The sequence below is a fragment of the Azospirillum sp. TSH58 genome (assembly GCF_003119115.1).
Taxonomy (GTDB): Bacteria; Pseudomonadota; Alphaproteobacteria; order Azospirillales; family Azospirillaceae; genus Azospirillum.
In genome coordinates, this window is sequence record NZ_CP022366.1 from 216,025 (window position 1) to 234,230 (window position 18,206).

Here is an 18,206-nt window from a genome sequence, read left to right on the forward strand (position 1 = left end):
ACGGCGAAAGGCCGCGTTACGAACAATTAAACGAACGACCGAACAATTCTCGGTCGCCGTCCTTCAGGAGGCAAGAGTGCGAACCAACATGCGAATTGGCATCGTCGGCGGCGGCATCGGCGGCGTCGCGCTGGCCGGCAGCCTGCTCCAGCGCGGCTTCGAGGTCCGCCTGTTCGAGCGGGCGCCGGGCTTCGGCGAGATCGGCGCCGGCATCCAGATGACGCCGAACGCGGTGAAGGTCATCAAGTCGCTGGGGCTTCTGGACAAGATGCTGGCCGCCGGCTTCCTGCCGCAGTCGCTGGTCGGGCGCAACTGGCGCAGCGGGCGGGAGAGCTTCCGCACGCCGCTGATCGAGACCTGCCCGGTCCTCTACGACGCTCCCTTCATCCACATCCACCGGGCCGACCTGCACGCCATCCTGGCCTCGCTGGTTCCGGAGAGCGTCGCCAACTTCGGGGTGAGCTGCACCGGCGTGCGCCAGGACAAGAGCACGGCGGTCGCCAGCTTCAGCGACGGCAGCGAGTTCGAGGCCGACCTGATCGTCGGCGCGGACGGCGTGCGCTCCGTCGTGCGCTCCGCCCTGTTCGGGCCGGAGGCGCCGCGCTTCACCGGCCACATGTGCTACCGCGCGGTGGTGCCGACCGGCGGGGTGGTGGATTACGTCAGCCCCGACGCCTCCTTCTGGTTCGGGCCGCACAGCCACGTCGTGACCTACTACGTGCGCGGCGGCAAGGCCGTGAACATCGTGGCGGTCGCCGAAACCAAGGAGTGGGTGGAGGAGTCCTGGAACGCCCCCAGCAGCAAGGAGGAGATGCTCGGCGCCTTCCGCGGCTGGCACCGCAACGTGGAGACGCTCTTCAGCAAGGTGGACCAGGTCTACAAATGGGGCCTGTTCGACCGCGACCCGATGACGAGCTGGTCGAAGGGCCGCATCACGCTGATGGGCGACGCAGCACACCCCATGCTGCCCTTCCTCTCGCAGGGAGCCGCGATGGCGATCGAGGACGCCTATGTGCTGGCCGAATCCCTGAAGGGGCACGGCAGCGACGTGGCGTCTGCGCTGCGCGACTACGAGGCGGAGCGGCTTCCCCGCACCAGCCGCGTCCAGCTGGAGGCGCGGGAGCGCGGGCGGACCTACCACCTGCCCTCCCCGCTGGCCCAGGCGAAGCGCGACTTCATGTACTGGCTGCGCGGACTCTTCAACCCGCAGGCCACCGGCATCCAGGCCAACTGGGTCTACCAGTACGACGCCCGCGCCTTCCGCCCGAACCTCTCCGACAAGCCGCGCCTCGTCGCGTGATGCCCCCACCCTAACCCTCCCCCGCTGCGCAGGGGAGGGGACTGCCGCCGCTTCGCCTGATTCTCCCTCCCCCGCGCAGCGGGGGAGGGCCGGGGTGGGGGCAAGGGCAGCAACGAGAGCCAGCCGCCAGAAGACATCTCCAAGGACCGACCATGAACAGCAAGACCTATCGCATCGGCCAGATCGTCCCCTCCTCCAACACGACCATGGAGACGGAAATCCCGGCGATGCTGACCGCCCACGCGCTGGCGCACGGCACCCGCTTCACCTTCCATTCCAGCCGCATGCGCATGAAGACGGTGAAGAAGGAGGAACTCGCCGCCATGGACGCCGAGTCCGACCGCTGCGCGCTGGAGCTGTCGGACGCCCGCGTCGACGTGCTGGGCTACGCCTGCCTCGTCGCCATCATGAGCATGGGCAAGGGCTATCACCGCGTCTCGCAGGAGCGGCTGCACGGGCGCACCGTGGAGAATGGCGGGGCCGCCCCGGTCATCACCAGCGCGGGCGCGCTCGTCGACGGCCTGCACGTGCTGGGCGCCAAGCGTATCGCCCTGGTCGCTCCCTACATGAAGCCGCTGGCCCAGCTCGTCGTCGACTACATCGAGCATGAGGGCGTGCAGGTCATCGACTGGCGCGCGCTGGAGATCCCCGACAATCTGGAGGTCGGACGCCACGACCCGTCCCGCCTGCCGGGGATCGTCGCCGGCATGGACACCGCCGGGGTGGACGCCGTGGTGCTGTCGGCCTGCGTCCAGATGCCCTCGCTGCCCGCCATCGCGCAGGTCGAGGCGATGACCGGCAAGCCGGTGCTGAGCGCCGCCGTCGCCACCACCTACGCCAAGCTGAAGGCGCTGGGCCTGCCGACGCGCGTTCCGGGGGCCGGCGCCCTGCTCTCCGGCGCCTACTGAGCGGGGGTTTCCATGACCAGCAGCACTTACCGCTACGGCGCGAACGTCCGCGCCAACGGCATCCGCCAGCATTATCTGCGCTACGGCGGCGAGGGGAAAACCCGTCCCGTGGTGATCGTGCCGGGCATCACCAGCCCCGCCGTCACCTGGGGCTTCGTGGCAGAGCGCTTCGGGCGCAGCTTCGACACCTACGTGCTCGACGTGCGGGGGCGCGGCCTGTCGGAGGCGTCGGACGCGCTCGACTACGGGCTGGACGCCATGGCCGCCGACGTGACGGCCTTCGCCGCGGCGCTGGGCCTGCGCGACTACGCGCTGGTCGGCCACTCCATGGGTGCGCGCATCGGCCTGCGCGCGGTCAGCCGCCATGGCGCCGCCCCGGCGCGGCTGGTCATGGTCGATCCGCCGGTCTCGGGGCCGGGCCGCCGTCCCTACCCGGCGCAGTTGCCCTGGTACGTGGATTCCATCCGCCTGATGCGCGAGGGCGCCGACCTGGAGGCGATGCGGCCCTTCTGCCCGACCTGGACGGACGAGCAGCTCCGCCTGCGCGCCGAATGGCTGCACACCTGCGACGAGCGGGCCATCGTCACCGCCTTCAACGACTTCCAGACCGACGACATCCACGCCGATTTCCCGCGCATCCCCTGCCCGGCCCTGCTGATCGCCGCCGGGCGCGGCGACGTCATCCGGCCCGAAGAGGAGGCGGAGATCCGCAGCCTCCAGCCCGAGCTGGCCGTCACCCGCGTCGAGGGGGCCGGGCACATGATCCCCTGGGACGACGCGGAGGGCTTCTACCGCGCCTTCGGCACCTTCCTCGGCACCGCCGTCTGACCGCTCAACCGGAAAGGGACACGCATCATGCCCGTCAGTGACGCCGATATGGTCCGCGCCTGGACCCATGTTCTGACCCTGTCGAAGCTGAAGCCGCAGGAGGTGGTCACCGTCTTGACCAGCGACGGCACCCACCCGCAGACCCTGCGCACCGCCCTGATCGCCGCAACCAATTTGGGGGCGCGGGTCAATCGGCTGGACCTGCCGCCGGTCAACGCGGAGCACGCCCACAGCCGCGACAGCCTCGCCTATCTCGGCACCACCCCGCTGACCGGCAACCGCGCCGCCATGGCCGCGCTGAAGGAAAGCGATCTGGTGCTGGACCTGATGACCCTCCTCTTCTCGCCGGAGCAGATGGAGATCCTGGAGAGCGGCACGAAAATTCTCCTCGCCGTCGAGCCGCCGGAGGTGCTGGTCCGCCTGCTGCCCAGCCTGGAGGACAAGGCGACCGTCGGCGAGGCGACGGCGCTTTTGAAGGCGGCCAAGGAGATGCACGTCACCTCCCAGGCCGGCACCGACCTGCGCCTGCCCATCGGCGAATTCCCGACGGTGCAGGAATACGGCTTCGTCGACGAGCCGGGGCGCTGGGACCATTGGCCGAGCGGCTTCGGCTTCACCTTCCCCAACGAGGGGCAGGCGGGCGGGCGGATCGTCCTCGACAAGGGCGACATCCTCCTGCCGATGAAGTCCTACCTGACCTCGCAGATCGAGATGACGGTGGAGAGGGGCTACGTCACCGCCATCACCGGCGGGTTGGACGCCGACCTGCTGAACGACTACATGGACGCCTTCGCCGACCCGGAGGCCTACGCCATTTCCCACATCGGCTGGGGCACGCAGAAGCGGGCGCGCTGGTCGACGCTCGGCCTCTACGACCGGGAGCAGACGCTGGGCATGGACGCCCGGGCCTTCGCCGGGAACTTCCTCTTCTCGCTCGGCCCCAACAACGAGGCGGGCGGGTCGCGCACCACCGCCTGCCACATCGACATTCCCATGCGGAACTGCACCGTCCGCCTGGACGGGCGCGAGGTCGTCCGCGAGGGCAAGCTGCTGGCCGGAAAGGAACTGGCATGAGTGTTTCGGAACAGGCCGTCTACGAGCGGCAGGGCTTCGGCCGGTCGCTGGGCATCCAGGGCCAGATCGGCTTGCTGATCGTCGATTTCGTCAACGGCTTTGCCGACCCGGCGGTGTTCGGCGGCGGCAACATCGCGCCGGCCATCGCCCGCACGGCGCAGGTGCTGGCGAAGGCCCGGCAGCGCGGCTGGTTCGTCGCCCACAGCCGGATCGTCTACGCCGACGACGGGTCGGACGGGAACGTCTTCTCCATCAAGGTGCCGGGCATGCAGACCCTGACCGAGCACGCCGCCATCAGCGCCATCGTGCCGGAGCTGACTCCGGTACCGGGGGAGCTTGTGGTGCGCAAGACGGTGCCGTCGGCCTTTTTCGGGACCGGGCTGGCGCCGTGGTTGACACAGCGCGGCGTCGAGACTCTTTTGATCGCCGGAGCGACGACGAGCGGCTGCGTGCGGGCCAGCGTGGTGGACGCCATGTGCCATGGCTTCCGCCCGGTCGTCATGGCCGATTGCGTGGGCGACCGCGCCCTGGCGCCGCACGAGGCCAATCTGTTCGACATCGGCCAGAAATACGGCGACGTGGTGCCGGCGGAGCGCGTTCTCGCCTTGTGAGACGCAGCCGGGGTTGAAAAGAGGATCAGGCGTTGCACCATGTTAGACTTTCCATCCGAAGAGTGCCGCCGGGAGTGAGATGAGCCGACCGATGAGCAAAGTCCAGGACGGCGCGCCCGTCGCCGACACCGCGCCGGAGAACGGTCCGGCGCGGGGCCGTCCCCCGCGCAGCCGCCGCGCCGGCCCGGGCCGTCCGGAGGGCACCAGCAACGTGCGCGACCAGATCCTGGACGCGGCGGAGCTGGAGTTCGCCAACCTCGGCTACGCCGGCACCAGCCTGCGCAACGTCGCCGACCGGGCCGAGGTGACCCAGGCCCTCATCAGCTATTATTTCGGGTCCAAGCACGGGCTGTTCGAGGAGGTCTTCCTGCGCCGCGGCCGGAAGATCGCCGACGAGCGCATGGAGCGGCTGGAGGCGCTGCGCCGCGGGCCTGCGCCGCCGCCGGTGCGCGACATCGTCTACGCCTTCCTGATGCCGGCGCTGGCCATGCGCGAGACGGAGGGGGGCCGCACCTTCATGCGGCTCCAGGCCCGGCTGCACACCGAGCCGCCGGAGATTTCCTACAAGCTGCGCAACGAGGCCTACGACGCCTCGACCCGCATCTTCGCCGCCGCTCTGAAGGAGGCGTTGCCGCATCTGTCGGAGCGGGACGTCTACTGGCGGATGACGCTGATGATCGGCGCCTATCTCTACGCCTTCTCCGACACCCACCGTCTGGAGGAGCTGGCGCCGGGCATCTGCAACCCCGGCGACCCGGACGAGATCATCACGGAAATCAGCAGCTTCGTCAGCGCCGGGATGCTGGCCCCGGTGCCGGACCCCGTGCGGGCGCCGGGGAAGAGGAAGCGGGGATAGGTTTTGTTGTTGGAGAGCAGTTGCCTTGGTGCCCCCCTCCCGACCTCCCCCCGCTTCGCAGGGGGAGGAGTTTAAGCCCTCCCCTGCGCAGCGGGGGAGGGTTTGGGTGGGGGCACCGCCGCAACCACTCCCCCCTCACCCCACCCCCGTCGATCCCCGGGCCACGCAGGTCCCCGACAGCACCACCTTGCGCGTCGCCCGCTCCGGATCGTCGAGCCGTTCGAACAGCAGCGTCATGGCGGCCCGCCCGATTTCATGGACCGGCTGTTCGATCACCGTCAGGCCGGGGCCGACCAGCTCCGTCCAGGGCTCGTTGTCGAAACCGGCCACCGCCAGATCGCCGGGAATCGTCAGTCCCAGCGTCCGCGTCGCCTTCACCACCCCCATCAGCAGCAGGCTGTTGCTGACCATCACCGCGTCCGGCATGGCGCCGGAGCGCCGCGCCTCCGCCAGCCAGCGGGCGATCTCCGCCTCCGCCGCCTCGGCGGTCGGAGGGACGAAGCGCGCCTCCGCGTGCAGCCCATGGGCGGCCAGCGCCGCCTGATAGCCGGCGTGGCGCTCCACCGCCGTGGTGCTGGTGTTGCCGAACAGGCCGGCGATGCGGCGGTAGCCCTGTTTATGCAGGTGATCGACCAGAAGGGCGGCGGCCTGCAGGTTGTCCAGCACCACCGAATCGAACCGCCCGGCGGGCGCGCTGCGGTCGATCAGCACCACCGGGAAATCCAGGTCGGTCCGGTCGAGCTGGGCCAGCGTCGCGCGGGTCGGCGCGAAGATCAGGCCGGTCACCCGCTCCTCCTGCATCAGCCGCAGGTACATGGCCTCCCGCTCCGGGTTCTCGTCGGTGTTGCACAGGATCACCCGCATGCCGGCCTGGAAGGCGGCGTCCTCCACCGCGCGGCTGACCGCGGTGAAGAAGGGGTTGCGGATGTCCGAGACGATCAGCCCGATGGTCTGGGAATGCTGCGAGCGCAGCCGCCGCGCCGACAGGTTCGGGCGGTAGCCGGTGGCCCGCACCGCGTCCTCCACCCGCGCGCGCAGCGCGTCGCTGACCGGGCCGTTGCTCAGCACCCGCGACACCGTGGCGACCGAGACCCCGGCCTCGCGGGCGACATCCTTGATACCGATGGCCTTGATGCTGGTGGCTTTGACGCTGTCGCTCATGATGATGCGGTCACCGATCCGTCTTGAAACTGCTTTTGAAATCGTTTCCATCCCTTAGGGCCATCCACCCGCCCCATACGGCACAGTCTGCCCGAAGGAGTCGGCGGATTCAATGCGAACTCCGTTGACAGATCCAGATGTAATCGTTTTCAATAACAGCGCTGCAAGGACGACACCCAAGACCGCCCGGCGCCAAACCGAACGGAGGAGACGGACCCGCCATGGCCCCCGACACCAACGCCACCCTCACGCTCACGCCCACCGATCTGCTGCGGCCTGATCTGTTGCGACTGAACGCCAGCCCGGCCGGCAAGGAAGAGGCGATCCGCGAGGCCGCCCAGCTCCTGATCGCCGCCGGCTGCATCGATCCGGCCTACGCCGCCAGCATGCTGCGCCGGGAAGCGGTGGCGAACACCTTCCTCGGCCACGGCGTCGCCATCCCGCACGGCATGGTCGAGGACCGCGGCATGGTCCGCCGCAACGGCATCGCCGTCCTCCAGGTGCCGGGCGGCATCGAATGGAATCCCGGCCAGACGGCCCATCTGGTGGTCGCCATCGCCGCCCAGTCCGACGCCCACATCGCCGTGCTGCGCCGCCTGACCCGGCTGATGCAGGACGAGGCGCGGCTGACCGCCCTGTTCACCGTCACCGACCCCGCCGCCCTCGCCGCCGCCCTCGGCGAGGACGCGCCCGTGACCGCCCCGGCCACGCCGGGCGGCGACCTGGCGGAGCGGTTCGACTGGGTGGTCGATTACCCCACCGGCCTGCACGCCCGCCCGGCCACCGCCTGGGTGGAGGCGGCGCGCGCGTCCGCCGCCCGCATCCAGGTCCGCCACGGCGATCTGGTGGCCGACGCCAAGGCGCTGGTGGCGCTGCTCCAGCTCGGCCTGCGCGCCGGCGACAGCGTGGTCGTCTCGGCGGAGGGCGAGGACGCCGTGGCGGCGCTCGCCCGCATGAAGGCGACCATCACCCGGCTGACCGCGCGGGAGAAGGCGGACGCCGCCGCCGCGGCGCAGAAGGCCCGCGCGCCCGCGCGCGGCTGGACGCCGCCGAACCCGCTGCCCGCCGTGCCGGGAATCGCCGCCAGCCCCGGCCTCGCCATCGGCCCGGTGCATGTGCTGCCGCGCGCCGCGGTGACCGTGCCCGACGAGCCGGTCCCGCTGATCGAGGGCGGCGACCGCCTGCACGAGGCGCTGAGCCTGACCCGCCAGACCTTGAAGGCGCTGGCCGACGACACCGCCCGCCGGCTTGGGCCGTCGGAGGCGGCGATCTTCACCGCCCAGGCGGAGATCCTGAACGACACCGACCTCGTGACGCTGGCCTGCCAGCTGATGGTCGAGGGGCACGGCGTCGCCTGGTCCTGGCATCAGGCGGTGGAGCGCACCGCCGCCGGGCTGGCCGCGCTCGACAACCCCGTGCTGGCCGGGCGCGCCGCCGACCTGCGCGACGTCGGCCAGCGCGTCCTGGCGCGCATCGACCCGGCGCTGCGCGCCGGCGGGGCGCCGGACCTGCCGGACACCCCCTGCATCCTGATCGCCGAGGACCTGTCGCCCTCCGACACGGCGGCGCTCGACATGGCGCGGGTGATCGGGCTGGCGACGGCGCAGGGCGGCCCGACCTCCCACACCGCCATCCTGGCCCGCACGCTGGGGCTTCCCGCGATGGTGGCGGGCGGCGCCGCGCTGATGGAGCTGGCAAACGGCACCCCGGCCATCCTCGACGGGCAGACCGGGCGCCTGCACCTGTCCCCAGCCGAGGCCGACACCGCCGACGCCCGCGCCTGGATCGCGCGGGAGGAGGCCCGCAAGGCCGAGGAGGAGGCCCGGCGCGGCCTGCCCGCCCGTACCCGCGACGGCCACGAGGTGGAGATCGGCGCCAACGTCAACCGCCCCGACCAAGTGGCGGTCGCCCTGTCGCAAGGCGCGGAGAGCGTCGGGCTGATGCGCACCGAGTTCCTGTTCCTGGAGCGCGGCGACGCCCCCGGCGAGGACGAGCAGTACGAGACCTACCGCGGCATGCTGACCGCCCTGGAGGGCCGTCCGCTGATCGTCCGCGCGCTCGACATCGGCGGCGACAAGCAGGTGCCGCACCTCCAGCTTCCCCACGAGGAGAACCCCTTCCTCGGCGTGCGCGGCGCCCGCCTGCTGCTGCGCAAGCCCGAACTGCTGGAGACGCAGTTGCGCGCCCTCTACCGCGCCGCCAAGGACGGTGGGGCCAAGGACGGCGGAGCCCTGTCGATCATGTTCCCGATGATCACGGCGCTGGGCGAGGTGCAGGCCCTGCGCGCCGCCTGCGAGCGCATCCGGGCGGAGCTGGACGCCCCCGCCGTGCCGCTGGGCATCATGGTCGAGGTTCCGGCGGCGGCCATCCAGGCCGACGTGCTGGCCCGCCATGTCGATTTCTTCTCCATCGGCACCAACGACCTGACCCAATACGCGCTGGCCATCGACCGCCAGCACCCCGAACTGGCGGCGGAGGCCGACAGCCTGCACCCCGCCGTGCTGCGGCTGATCCGCATGACGGTGGAGGGGGCGGAACGGCACGGCCGCTGGGTCGGCGTCTGCGGCGGCATCGCCGGGGACCCGTTCGGCGCGGCGCTGCTGACCGGGCTCGGCGTGCGGGAACTGTCCATGACGCCGCGCGACATCCCCGCCGTGAAGGACCGGCTGCGCGGCAGCGACCTCTCCGCCCTGCAGGAATCCGCGCGGCGGGCGCTGGAGTGCGAGACCGCCGACGCGGTGCGCGCGCTCGACGGAGATGAGGCATGAACACGCCCGAAGCAGACATCCGGCCCGTCGTCACCGTCACGCTGAACCCGGCCATCGACCAGACCATCACGGTGGAGGCGCTGCGCCCCGGCCATGTGCACCGGGCCGGCGCCGTGCGGCGCAACGCCGGGGGCAAGGGCGTGAACGTGGCGAGCTGCCTCGCCGACTGGGGCACGCCCGTCGTCGCCACCGGCCTGCTGGGCGCCGGCAACGCCGCCGCCTTCGAGGCGCTGTTCGCCGCCAAGGGCATCGCCGACCGCTTCGTCCGGCTGCCCGGCGAGACGCGGGTCAACGTGAAGATCGCCGACCGCGCCGCCGCCGACACCACCGACCTCAACCTGCCCGGCCTGACCGCCGACGCCGAGGCGCTGGACCGCGTGCGCCGCACCCTGCGCGAGCTGGTCCTGCCCGGCACGCCGGTCCTGCTGGCGGGAAGCCTGCCGGACGGGCTGCCAGCGGACAGCTACGCGACGCTGACGGCGGACCTGCGCGCCCAGGGCGCCCGCGTGGTTCTGGACAGCAGCGGCCCGCCGCTGGCGGCGGCGCTGGCCGCCCCGGACCTGCCCTTCTGCATCAAGCCCAACCGGCACGAGCTGGAGGCCTGGGCCGGCACGCCCCTGCCCGCCACCGCGGACCTTCTGGAGGCGGCGCGCGGCCTGCACCGCAGCGGCGTGGCGGTCGTGGTCGTCTCGCTGGGGGCGGACGGCGCGCTGTTCGTGGCCGACGGCCCGGCGCTGCACGCCCGGCTGCCGGCGGTCAACGCGCTGAGCACGGTGGGGGCCGGCGACGCCATGGTGGCGGGGCTGATCGCCGCCTTCGGGGCGGATCTGTCGCTGGAAGGTGTCGCCCGCCTGTCCGTGGCCTTCGCCACGGCGAAGCTCGGCTGCTTCGGACCCAACCTGCCGGGGGCGGACGCGGTCCGCGCGCTGGCCGAGCGGGTCGAACTCACAACGCTTCAATGAACGGGGAGCGGGCGACCGCTCGGGAGGAAACCATGGCGAACATGCTGGCCGTGATCGCGGCGGGCGATCTCAGCACCCAGGCCGTCCTGGCCGCCGAAGCGCTGCGCAAGGCCGCGGCGGCGCTCGGCCACACCATCCAGGTGGAGGTGCGCTCCAGCCTCGGCGTCCGCAACACGCTGCCCACCGGGGCGGCGCAGGGCGCGCAGGGGGTCATTCTCGTCGGCTCCGGCGATCTGGGCGAGGAGCGCTTCGCCGGGCTGAAGCGCAGCGCCGCGGCGCTCGACGCCGTGCTGCGCGACGCGCGGGCCGTGCTGGAACAGGCGCTCGCGTCCGCCCCGGCCCAAGCCCCGGCGCAAACGGGCGCGAAGAAGATCGTCGCCATCACCTCCTGCCCCACCGGCATCGCCCACACCTTCATGGCGGCGGAGGGCATCCAGCAGGCCGCCCAGGCGCTGGGCCACGCCGTGCGGGTCGAGACCCAGGGCTCGGTCGGGGCGCGCGACACGCTGACCGAGCAGGAGATCCGCGAGGCCGACGTCGTGCTGATCGCCGCCGACACGCAGGTCGACCTCGCCCGCTTCGCCGGCAAGCGCGTCTTCAAGAGCGGCACCAAGCCCGCCATCAACGACGGCCGCGCCCTGGTCGAACGCGCCCTGGCCGAGGCGCAGCCCCACGGCGCCGCCCCGGCGCTGGCCGACGGCGTGGCGGCGGGCAAGGCTGCCAAGGCGGAGCACGCGGCGGCGCAGCGCAGCGGCCCCTACAAGCATCTGATGACCGGCGTGTCCTTCATGCTGCCCTTCGTGGTGACCGGCGGCCTGCTGATCGCCATCGCCTTCGCGCTCGGCGGCATCTACGTGTTCGAGGACAGCCAGCAGGGCACGCTGGGCAACGCGCTGTTCCAGATCGGGGCCAAGGGCGCCTTCGCGCTGATGGTTCCGGCGCTGGCCGGCTACATCGCCTTCTCCATCGCCGACCGGCCGGGCATCACGCCGGGCATGGTCGGCGGCATCCTGGCCGCCAATCTCGGCGCCGGCTTCCTCGGCGGCATCGTCGCGGGCTTCATCGCCGGCTACGCCACCAGCTTCCTCAACCGCAACATCCGGCTGCACAAGAATCTGGAGGGGCTGAAGCCGGTGCTGATCCTGCCGCTTCTCGGCTCCCTCATCACCGGCCTCGCCATGATCTACGTGGTCGGCGCTCCGGTGGCGGAGGCCCTGGCGACGCTGAGCGCCTGGCTCAAGGGCATGCAGGGCAGCAGCGCGATCCTGCTCGGCCTGCTGATCGGCGCGATGATGGCCTTCGACATGGGCGGGCCGGTCAACAAGGCCGCCTACGCCTTCTCCACCGGCCTGATCGCCTCCCAGGTCTACACCCCGATGGCCGCCGCCATGGCCGCCGGCATGGTGCCGCCGCTGGGCATCGCGCTCGCCACCAAGCTCTTCGCCGACCGCTTCACCAGGGAGGAGCGGGAGGCCGGCAACGCCGCGGGCATCCTGGGCATCGCCTTCATCACCGAGGGCGCCATCCCCTTCGCCGCCCGCGACCCGCTGCGCGTCATCCCGGCGCTGGTGCTGGGCGCGGCGCTGACCGGCGCCATCTCCATGGGCATCGGGGCGGAGCTGAAGGTCCCGCACGGCGGCATCTTCGTCCTGCCCATCCCCAACGCCGTCACCCATCTGGCGGGCTACGTCGTGGCCCTGGTCGCCGGGACGGTCACGACGGCGGTGGCGCTGCGCGTCCTGAAGCGTCCGGCCAGTACCATGGTGACGGCGTAACAGCGCTGCGAAAGCATCGTCGAGATGAAAACGTTTACATAACCCCTGGACAGAACGCTTCCCCGGCCCTATCTTTGTTTTGCTGCCTCGGCAGCACGCTCTATAGGGCGTTTCCTCCCTAGACTCAGGCCACGCATGGTTTCCATGCGTGGCTTTTTTTCTGCCCTGCGTGTTTTGCGCTGTGCAGGGCCGGTCCCAAATCTCTCCCTTGCCCCGACCGGGCGAACCTGAGAAGCCGGAGGGGAAAAGCACGAGGACCCGAATGCCCCGCAACAGACCGATCATCGCAGCGCTGGCGGCCACCGCGGCCCTGGCTGCCGGATGCACCGATGTGAAGGAAAGCCTTCCGTCCCGGACCGCCACCGAACAGCTCCTGATCTCCAGCGCCGCCGACAACGCCGCCGGCCGCCTGCGGCTGGATCTTCCGGCGGACAAGCGGGCCTTTCTGGACACCGGCAACTTCGACGGCACCGACGCCAAATACGCCGCCAGCGCGATCAAGGAATCGCTGCTGCGCCAGGGCATCCGCCTCGTCACCGACCGGGCCGCCGCCGACACGATCATCGAGATCCGGCTGGGCGCCCTGTCGGTGAACCAGAGCAAGACGGTGCTGGGCATTCCACCGATCACCCTGCCCGGCGCGATCACCCTGCCGGAGGCGTCGGTCTACAGCTCCACCGAGAACCAGGCGGTCGCGAAATTCTCCGCCTTCGCCTACGACAACCAGACCGGCGCCCTGGTCGCCTCGACCGAGCCGGCCTACGGACTCTCGGGGGAGCAGAGCTACCGGGCGATGACGCTGTTCTCCTGGCGCACCTCGCCCCCCTATCCCGAAGACACCAACTGACGCGGACATTTCCGCGCAAGCTCCCTGCGCCCGATCAAAGCCATGCCGCATTCTCTGGCGCGGCTGGGGGTGGGCGCGTAACATGCCGTGTCCCCGCGGGGCGCGGCATCTGGCGCAAAAGGCGACGGCATCGTGGACGTTCATGGGGCGGAGAGGGACATCGGCGGCGTCCGGCGATCGGAGCGGCTGCTGCTTGCCCAGAAGACCGCCTTGGAGCGGGCGATCGGCGGCGCCGGCCTGGACGAGGTGCTGGCTCTGCTGGTGCGGGCGGGCGCCGAGCAGTTCGGCGCGCGGGCGGTGATCTTTCTGGTGAACGAGGGCGGTCTCACCCTGCGCTTCGGCGTGGCGGCGGGCCTGCCGGACACCTACACGCGGGTGGTGGACGGATTCGAGATCGGTCCGCATGCCCCCTCCTGCGGTCTGGCCGCCCACAGCGGGGAACGGGTGGTGGTCGAGGATGTCGCGCTGGACCCGCGCTGGGCGCCCTACCACGCGCTGACGCGGGAGCATGGCATCGCCGCCTGCTGGTCCACCCCGATCCGCGCGGTCAGCGGCACGGTGCTGGGCGCCTTCACCATCTACCACGCCACCCCCTGCGCGCCCGGCCCGCTGGACCTGGAATCGGTGGATCTGCTGACCCACACCGCCGCCCTGCTGATCGAGCGGGACCGGACGGAGCGGGAGCGCCAGTCCAGCGAGGCGCTGCTCTCCTCCGTGCTGGAGCATCTTCCGGTCGGCGTCGCCGTCTACGACGCGCAGGGCCGCACCACCCGCAACAACCGGCTGATGCGCGAGTACACCAACGGCTCGCTGCCCTCCGCCGACGACCGGGAGGCGCAGCGCTGGCGCGCCTTCCACCCCGACGGGCGGCCGGTCGAGCGCAAGGATTTCTCGGGCGCGCGCGCCATGCGGGGCGAGATCGTGGTGCCCGGCATGGACTTCCTGCACCGCGCCGCCGACGGGACGGAGCATTGGACGCGCGTGTCGGCGGCCCCGCTGCGCGACGGCGACGGGCGGATCACCGGCGTGGTCGCCGTGGTCAGCGACATCGACGCGGAAAAGCGGGCGGCGCAGGACCTTGCCGCGGCCCTGGACGAGGCCCGGCGCAGCGAGCTGGTGGCCCACGAGATGAGCCACCGCATCATGAACAGCTTCCAGCTTCTGCACGGGCTGGTGTCGATGCAGACCGCCACGGTCACCGACCCGGCGGCGCGCAAGGCGGTGGAGCAGGCCTTCTCCCGCATCCAGGCGATGGCGCTGGTGCAGCGCCGCCTGTTCGAGGCGACGCGCAACGACCTCGCCACGCTCGACGCGGCCGACTATCTGCAACGGCTGGGGGAAAGCCTGACCGGCGCCTTCATCGATTCAGGCCGCTGCACCCTGGTCATCGACGCCGCGCACGGAATCCCGATGCCCGCCGCGCAGGCCTCGTCCATGGGGCTGATCGTGACGGAGCTGGTGCTGAACGCCCTGAAGCACGCCTTCGGCGCCCAGCAGCGGGGAACGGTGACGGTGCGGTTCGAAGCCTGCGGAGACGACCGGCGGCTGACGGTGACCGACGACGGGGCCGGCCTGCCGGACGGCGCCGGCACGGTGAAGCCCGCCGGGTCGGGCCAGGGCATGGGCATGACGCTGGTGCACGGTCTGGTGCGCCAGCTGGGTGGAAAGCTGGAGATCGACCGCCCCGATCAGGGCGGCCGCCCCGGAACCCGCTTCGTTCTGACTTTTCCAGCCTGACCGTTCCAGCGGTCGGGCGTCGAAGCCACCGGGTCCCGGGATGGCGCGGCGTCCTGAACCTTAGGCGACGGCTTCCATCGGCTTTTCCACCTTGCCGCCGAAGCCGTTCTCCAGCGCCCAGATCGCCGCCTGGGTGCGGTTGGAGGCGTTGATCTTGCGCAGCAGGCTCTTCAGGTGAACCTTCACCGTCGCTTCGGTGATGTTCAGATGATTGGCGATCATCTTGTTGCTGTCACCCTGCAGCAGACGCTCCAGGATCTGCGTCTCGCGCTGCGACAGGCCCTTGGCCGCGGTCGGGCCGTTGGCGCTGGTGTTGGCGCCGGCCTTGCCGGTGATGAGGAGGGCGGCGAGGTGGGTCGGGAAGACCTTTTCGCCGATCATCACCAGACGCAGCGACTGCGCCAGCGCGGCCGGAGAGATGTCCTTCATCAGGAAAGCGTCGGCGCCGGCCTGGATGGCGTTGGCCATTTCCTGGGCGTCGAGGTGGCTGGCCAGAAGGACGAGCCGCGCGCTCGGATACTGCTCCCGCAGGACGGTCACGGCCTGGACCGTGCCGTTGGCGGAAGCCGGGTCCATCATGATGAGTTCGGGCGTGTCGCCCTCCATCATGCCCGGCGGCGGTACGTCGCTGAAACTGGCGGCCTCTTTCGTGATGCGGAACTCCCCTTCCGAGAAGAGGGCCTTCATGCCTTCGCGGAACAGTTTGTTGGCGTCGATCAGAAAGATGGAGACCGATTGCATCGTCCAGTCACTCTCGAAGGTGATTGAGATGAGCAACCCTACCCTATCGTTGGCGGGCCGGCTACCCGTCCGTTAGTAGAATATTAACCAATGAAGTCCGAGGCACGTCCTCCCATCGGGCATATGCCCCTCCCCGGAAAGCCGGTCCAGGGCGCTCCCGGATGCCCGGAAACCCAGAAAAACCCAGCCTGAACAGGTCTCTACCCATTTTGCGCAGGAATCGGACGCCGTCTCGTTAATATCACGGCAACCATAATCGGCCATTGGTACAGTCATCGTAATTCATCGCTTGGATGGGTGCCCGACATGCCGATGGTGTCCATGTGGAAGAAGATCAGTCCCTGTCACTTCGTGATGCAGGACTGTCACCGCCGGATCGAAATCCGTTACCACGCCACCGGCTCGCAGAGCGGTTGGGGCGTCTACGCCGACGGGACGCTGGTGCAGCAGCGCGCCGCCTTCACCGAAGCGCGCGGCATTGCCATGGGGCTGGCGACCGGTTCCTGAAACGAGCCTTGCCCGCCTGATGTCACAGCGCGGACGGGCGGCGGTTAACCGGCTCTTGATACTGTTCCGCGCAGGATGGCCTTCGTCGCAGGAGGCCGTCATGACGTTCCGCCCACTTCCCCTCGTCTGGCGCCGGCTGGCGCTCTGCGCCCTTCTCGGGCTCATGGGGATCGCCTTCTGGGCCGCGCTGCAGCCGCAGTTGGCGCCCAGCGGCCTTTACGGCTTCGACAAGCTGGTGCACACCGGGGCCTTCGGGCTTCTGACCCTGCTCGGCATCCTGGCCAGCGCCGGCCGGCGCGCCGCCCTCCTGGCGGTGCTGGCGGTCTTCGCGCTCGGCGCCGCCATCGAGGTGGCGCAATCCTTCGTCCCGGGACGCGAGGCCAGCCTGTCCGATCTGGCCGGAAACGCCGTGGGGATCGCACTGGCAATCATGACCGTCCGGCTGGGACATCGGGCCGTCGAACGCGCGCGGCGCGCGCGCCATGGAATAGTCACGCCGCCCACGGCGTTCGCGTCCTTACCGGAGTGAGGGGACGCAGCGTCCGGACCGGAAATCCCGAGCAGCCTCCTCCGTTTTTGGTTTTGTTCGTCTACCGAACTATGCTATGCCGAAAGGCAGGACATCTGGAGTAACGCTTATGGACTGGCATAACGAAAAGGCTAAGACCGGCGCCCGCGCCCTGGAATCCGCGTTCGGCGTGATGCTGACGGTCTGCGAGGCCACCGACGGCTGGTGGAACTGGCACGCGGAGCATGAGGGGCTGAGCTGGACCCCCGACGCCCGCTGGTTCGCCACCCGCCGCGAGGCGCAGGATGCGGCGGAGGAATGGGCTTCCACCCTGGCGCCGCAGCATCTGGGCTTCCTCCACCGCGCGGCCTGATACGGCAGCCAATGCGATCGGGGCGGCGCCGTTGACCCGCCCCGCGTCCGCTTCCACAATGGCGACCGTGCCAAGGCGACGGGAAGCGGCCGCGATCATCCCTTGGGACTGTTCATCAGGCCCAGGACGGTGATTGAGATGAAGCACGAAACGCTCCCCCTTCCCGGTTTCACGCTTCAAAAAGCCTTCCTGCCGCCCGAGGCCACCCTGGTGGCGGTCGGAACCGGTGCCGGGCGTTGGACGGACGCCACCGCCGGCCGGGCATGCCTTGCCCGACCATCCTCCTCGCCGGAACTCGACGCGTGGTGCGATGCGGTTGGGCCGCGCCACATCGACTGGCTGGTTCTGGACGGCTGCGGCGACGCCCTGGCGGTGCTGGACGGCGCCGCCGCTCTGCTGCGCCTGCGCCGCATCGACTTCCTCCAGTTCGAGGAGGCCGAGGCCGGCGGGCAACTGGCCGCGCTCTACGCGCGCTTGCAAGCCCACGGCTATTCGCTGTTCCGCTTCGCCGACCGCAATCTGGAGTTCCGCGCCGCGCCGCCGGCGGACGGGCGCGGCGGCACGCACATGGCGGTCGCCCCCCGGCACTGGAACCGGCTGTTCGTGCGGAGCCAGGGCATGTTCCGCTACAAGGAGCTGTTCCCCCGCCATGGAATCGTGCCGCGCGGCATCCTCCATGTCGGCGCCCATGAGGGGGAGGAATACGCCAACTACAAGGAGGCCGGCGCCGCCCGCGTCCTGTTCGTCGAGGCCGACCCGGCGACCTTCGCCACGCTGCAGGCCCGGTTCGCCGGCAACGGCGACGTCGTCTGCCTGAACGCCGCGGTGTCCGACACGGCCGGGCGGGCGCGCTTCTCCCGCATGTCGAGCCGCCAGTCCAGCTCCCTGCTGGAGCCGACCGGCCATCTGGCCGTCTATCCCCACATCACCGTCGACGAGGTCATCGAGGTGGAGACCCGGACCCTGCCGGACCTGCTGGCATCCAACGGCCTCGCGCCGGAGGCTTTCAACGTGCTGGCGATCGACGCGCAGGGGTCGGAGTGCCGCATTCTCAACGGCTGCCGCGATCTGCTCGCCCGGTTCGACGCGGTGGTGACCGAGGTGAGCTACGCGGAGTTGTACGAGGGCTCCGGCCTCGCCGCCGATGTGGACGACATCCTGTTCGCCCACGGCTTCGCCCGCGTCGCCGAAACCAGCCCCTACCATCACAGCTGGGGCGACGCGCTCTACGTCCGCCGGCCCGGCTGACG

Annotated in this window: 17 protein-coding genes; 15 read left to right on the forward strand and 2 right to left on the reverse strand. The window is 70.6% G+C overall.

The window, feature by feature from the left end; genetic code table 11:
- The first annotated feature begins 88 nt into the window (after nucleotides 1-88).
- The 6 genes from TSH58p_RS19665 (at nucleotide 89) to TSH58p_RS19690 (ending at nucleotide 5,577) form a co-directional block, all read left to right on the forward strand.
- Nucleotides 89-1,300: an FAD-dependent monooxygenase gene (locus tag TSH58p_RS19665; RefSeq protein WP_109068463.1), complete on the forward strand. Its 1,212-nt coding sequence runs from the start codon at nucleotides 89-91 to the stop codon at nucleotides 1,298-1,300.
- A gap of 152 nt (nucleotides 1,301-1,452) precedes the next feature.
- Complete coding sequence (locus tag TSH58p_RS19670; RefSeq protein WP_109068462.1) at nucleotides 1,453-2,208, forward strand: Asp/Glu racemase; 756 nt, start codon at nucleotides 1,453-1,455, stop codon at nucleotides 2,206-2,208.
- A 12-nt stretch (nucleotides 2,209-2,220) separates the two neighbouring features.
- On the forward strand, nucleotides 2,221-3,036 hold the full coding sequence (locus TSH58p_RS19675; protein WP_109068461.1) for an alpha/beta fold hydrolase: 816 nt from the start codon (nucleotides 2,221-2,223) through the stop codon (nucleotides 3,034-3,036).
- Between the two features lie 27 nt (nucleotides 3,037-3,063).
- Nucleotides 3,064-4,110, forward strand: coding sequence for a 2,5-dihydroxypyridine 5,6-dioxygenase (locus TSH58p_RS19680; RefSeq protein ID WP_109068460.1), 1,047 nt, complete (start codon nucleotides 3,064-3,066; stop codon nucleotides 4,108-4,110).
- Nucleotides 4,107-4,721 carry an isochorismatase family protein gene (locus tag TSH58p_RS19685; protein ID WP_109068459.1) on the forward strand — a complete coding sequence of 205 codons (615 nt, stop codon included), beginning with the start codon at nucleotides 4,107-4,109 and terminating at the stop codon, nucleotides 4,719-4,721. The genes TSH58p_RS19680 and TSH58p_RS19685 overlap by 4 nt, the downstream gene beginning before the upstream one ends.
- Before the next feature lie 91 nt (nucleotides 4,722-4,812).
- Nucleotides 4,813-5,577 carry a TetR/AcrR family transcriptional regulator gene (locus TSH58p_RS19690; protein WP_109068458.1) on the forward strand — a complete coding sequence of 255 codons (765 nt, stop codon included), beginning with the start codon at nucleotides 4,813-4,815 and terminating at the stop codon, nucleotides 5,575-5,577.
- A gap of 135 nt (nucleotides 5,578-5,712) precedes the next feature.
- On the opposite strand, the gene TSH58p_RS19695 is transcribed toward TSH58p_RS19690, so the two are convergent.
- Nucleotides 5,713-6,738, reverse strand: coding sequence for a LacI family DNA-binding transcriptional regulator (locus TSH58p_RS19695; RefSeq protein ID WP_109068457.1), 1,026 nt, complete (start codon nucleotides 6,736-6,738; stop codon nucleotides 5,713-5,715).
- 221 nt (nucleotides 6,739-6,959) lie between these two features.
- Between TSH58p_RS19695 and ptsP the strand changes: the two genes are divergently transcribed.
- The 5 genes from ptsP (at nucleotide 6,960) to TSH58p_RS19720 (ending at nucleotide 14,827) form a co-directional block, all read left to right on the forward strand.
- Complete coding sequence (gene ptsP, locus TSH58p_RS19700; RefSeq protein WP_109068456.1) at nucleotides 6,960-9,506, forward strand: phosphoenolpyruvate--protein phosphotransferase; 2,547 nt, start codon at nucleotides 6,960-6,962, stop codon at nucleotides 9,504-9,506.
- A complete protein-coding gene (gene pfkB, locus TSH58p_RS19705; RefSeq protein ID WP_109068455.1) occupies nucleotides 9,503-10,468 on the forward strand; it encodes a 1-phosphofructokinase in 966 nt (321 codons plus the stop codon). The genes ptsP and pfkB overlap by 4 nt, the downstream gene beginning before the upstream one ends.
- A gap of 32 nt (nucleotides 10,469-10,500) precedes the next feature.
- Nucleotides 10,501-12,243, forward strand: a complete 1,743-nt coding sequence (locus TSH58p_RS19710; RefSeq protein ID WP_109068454.1) for a fructose-specific PTS transporter subunit EIIC — start codon at nucleotides 10,501-10,503, stop codon at nucleotides 12,241-12,243.
- 262 nt (nucleotides 12,244-12,505) lie between these two features.
- Nucleotides 12,506-13,090, forward strand: a complete 585-nt coding sequence (locus TSH58p_RS19715; RefSeq protein ID WP_109068453.1) for a DUF6655 family protein — start codon at nucleotides 12,506-12,508, stop codon at nucleotides 13,088-13,090.
- A gap of 132 nt (nucleotides 13,091-13,222) precedes the next feature.
- Nucleotides 13,223-14,827: a sensor histidine kinase gene (locus tag TSH58p_RS19720; protein ID WP_109068452.1), complete on the forward strand. Its 1,605-nt coding sequence runs from the start codon at nucleotides 13,223-13,225 to the stop codon at nucleotides 14,825-14,827.
- A 60-nt stretch (nucleotides 14,828-14,887) separates the two neighbouring features.
- Here TSH58p_RS19720 and TSH58p_RS19725 read toward each other — a convergent pair whose 3' ends face one another.
- On the reverse strand, nucleotides 14,888-15,568 hold the full coding sequence (locus tag TSH58p_RS19725; RefSeq protein ID WP_109068451.1) for a response regulator transcription factor: 681 nt from the start codon (nucleotides 15,566-15,568) through the stop codon (nucleotides 14,888-14,890).
- Between the two features lie 306 nt (nucleotides 15,569-15,874).
- On the opposite strand from TSH58p_RS19725, the gene TSH58p_RS19730 reads away from it, so the two are divergent.
- The 4 genes from TSH58p_RS19730 (at nucleotide 15,875) to TSH58p_RS19745 (ending at nucleotide 18,204) form a co-directional block, all read left to right on the forward strand.
- Nucleotides 15,875-16,075 carry a hypothetical protein gene (locus TSH58p_RS19730; RefSeq protein WP_014200194.1) on the forward strand — a complete coding sequence of 67 codons (201 nt, stop codon included), beginning with the start codon at nucleotides 15,875-15,877 and terminating at the stop codon, nucleotides 16,073-16,075.
- 100 nt (nucleotides 16,076-16,175) lie between these two features.
- Nucleotides 16,176-16,604: a VanZ family protein gene (locus tag TSH58p_RS19735; RefSeq protein WP_109068450.1), complete on the forward strand. Its 429-nt coding sequence runs from the start codon at nucleotides 16,176-16,178 to the stop codon at nucleotides 16,602-16,604.
- A gap of 109 nt (nucleotides 16,605-16,713) precedes the next feature.
- Nucleotides 16,714-16,956, forward strand: a complete 243-nt coding sequence (locus TSH58p_RS19740) for a hypothetical protein (RefSeq protein WP_040137885.1) — start codon at nucleotides 16,714-16,716, stop codon at nucleotides 16,954-16,956.
- Nucleotides 16,957-17,094: 138 nt separating this feature from the next.
- Nucleotides 17,095-18,204, forward strand: a complete 1,110-nt coding sequence (locus tag TSH58p_RS19745; protein WP_109068449.1) for an FkbM family methyltransferase — start codon at nucleotides 17,095-17,097, stop codon at nucleotides 18,202-18,204.
- Nucleotides 18,205-18,206: the final 2 nt, after the last annotated feature.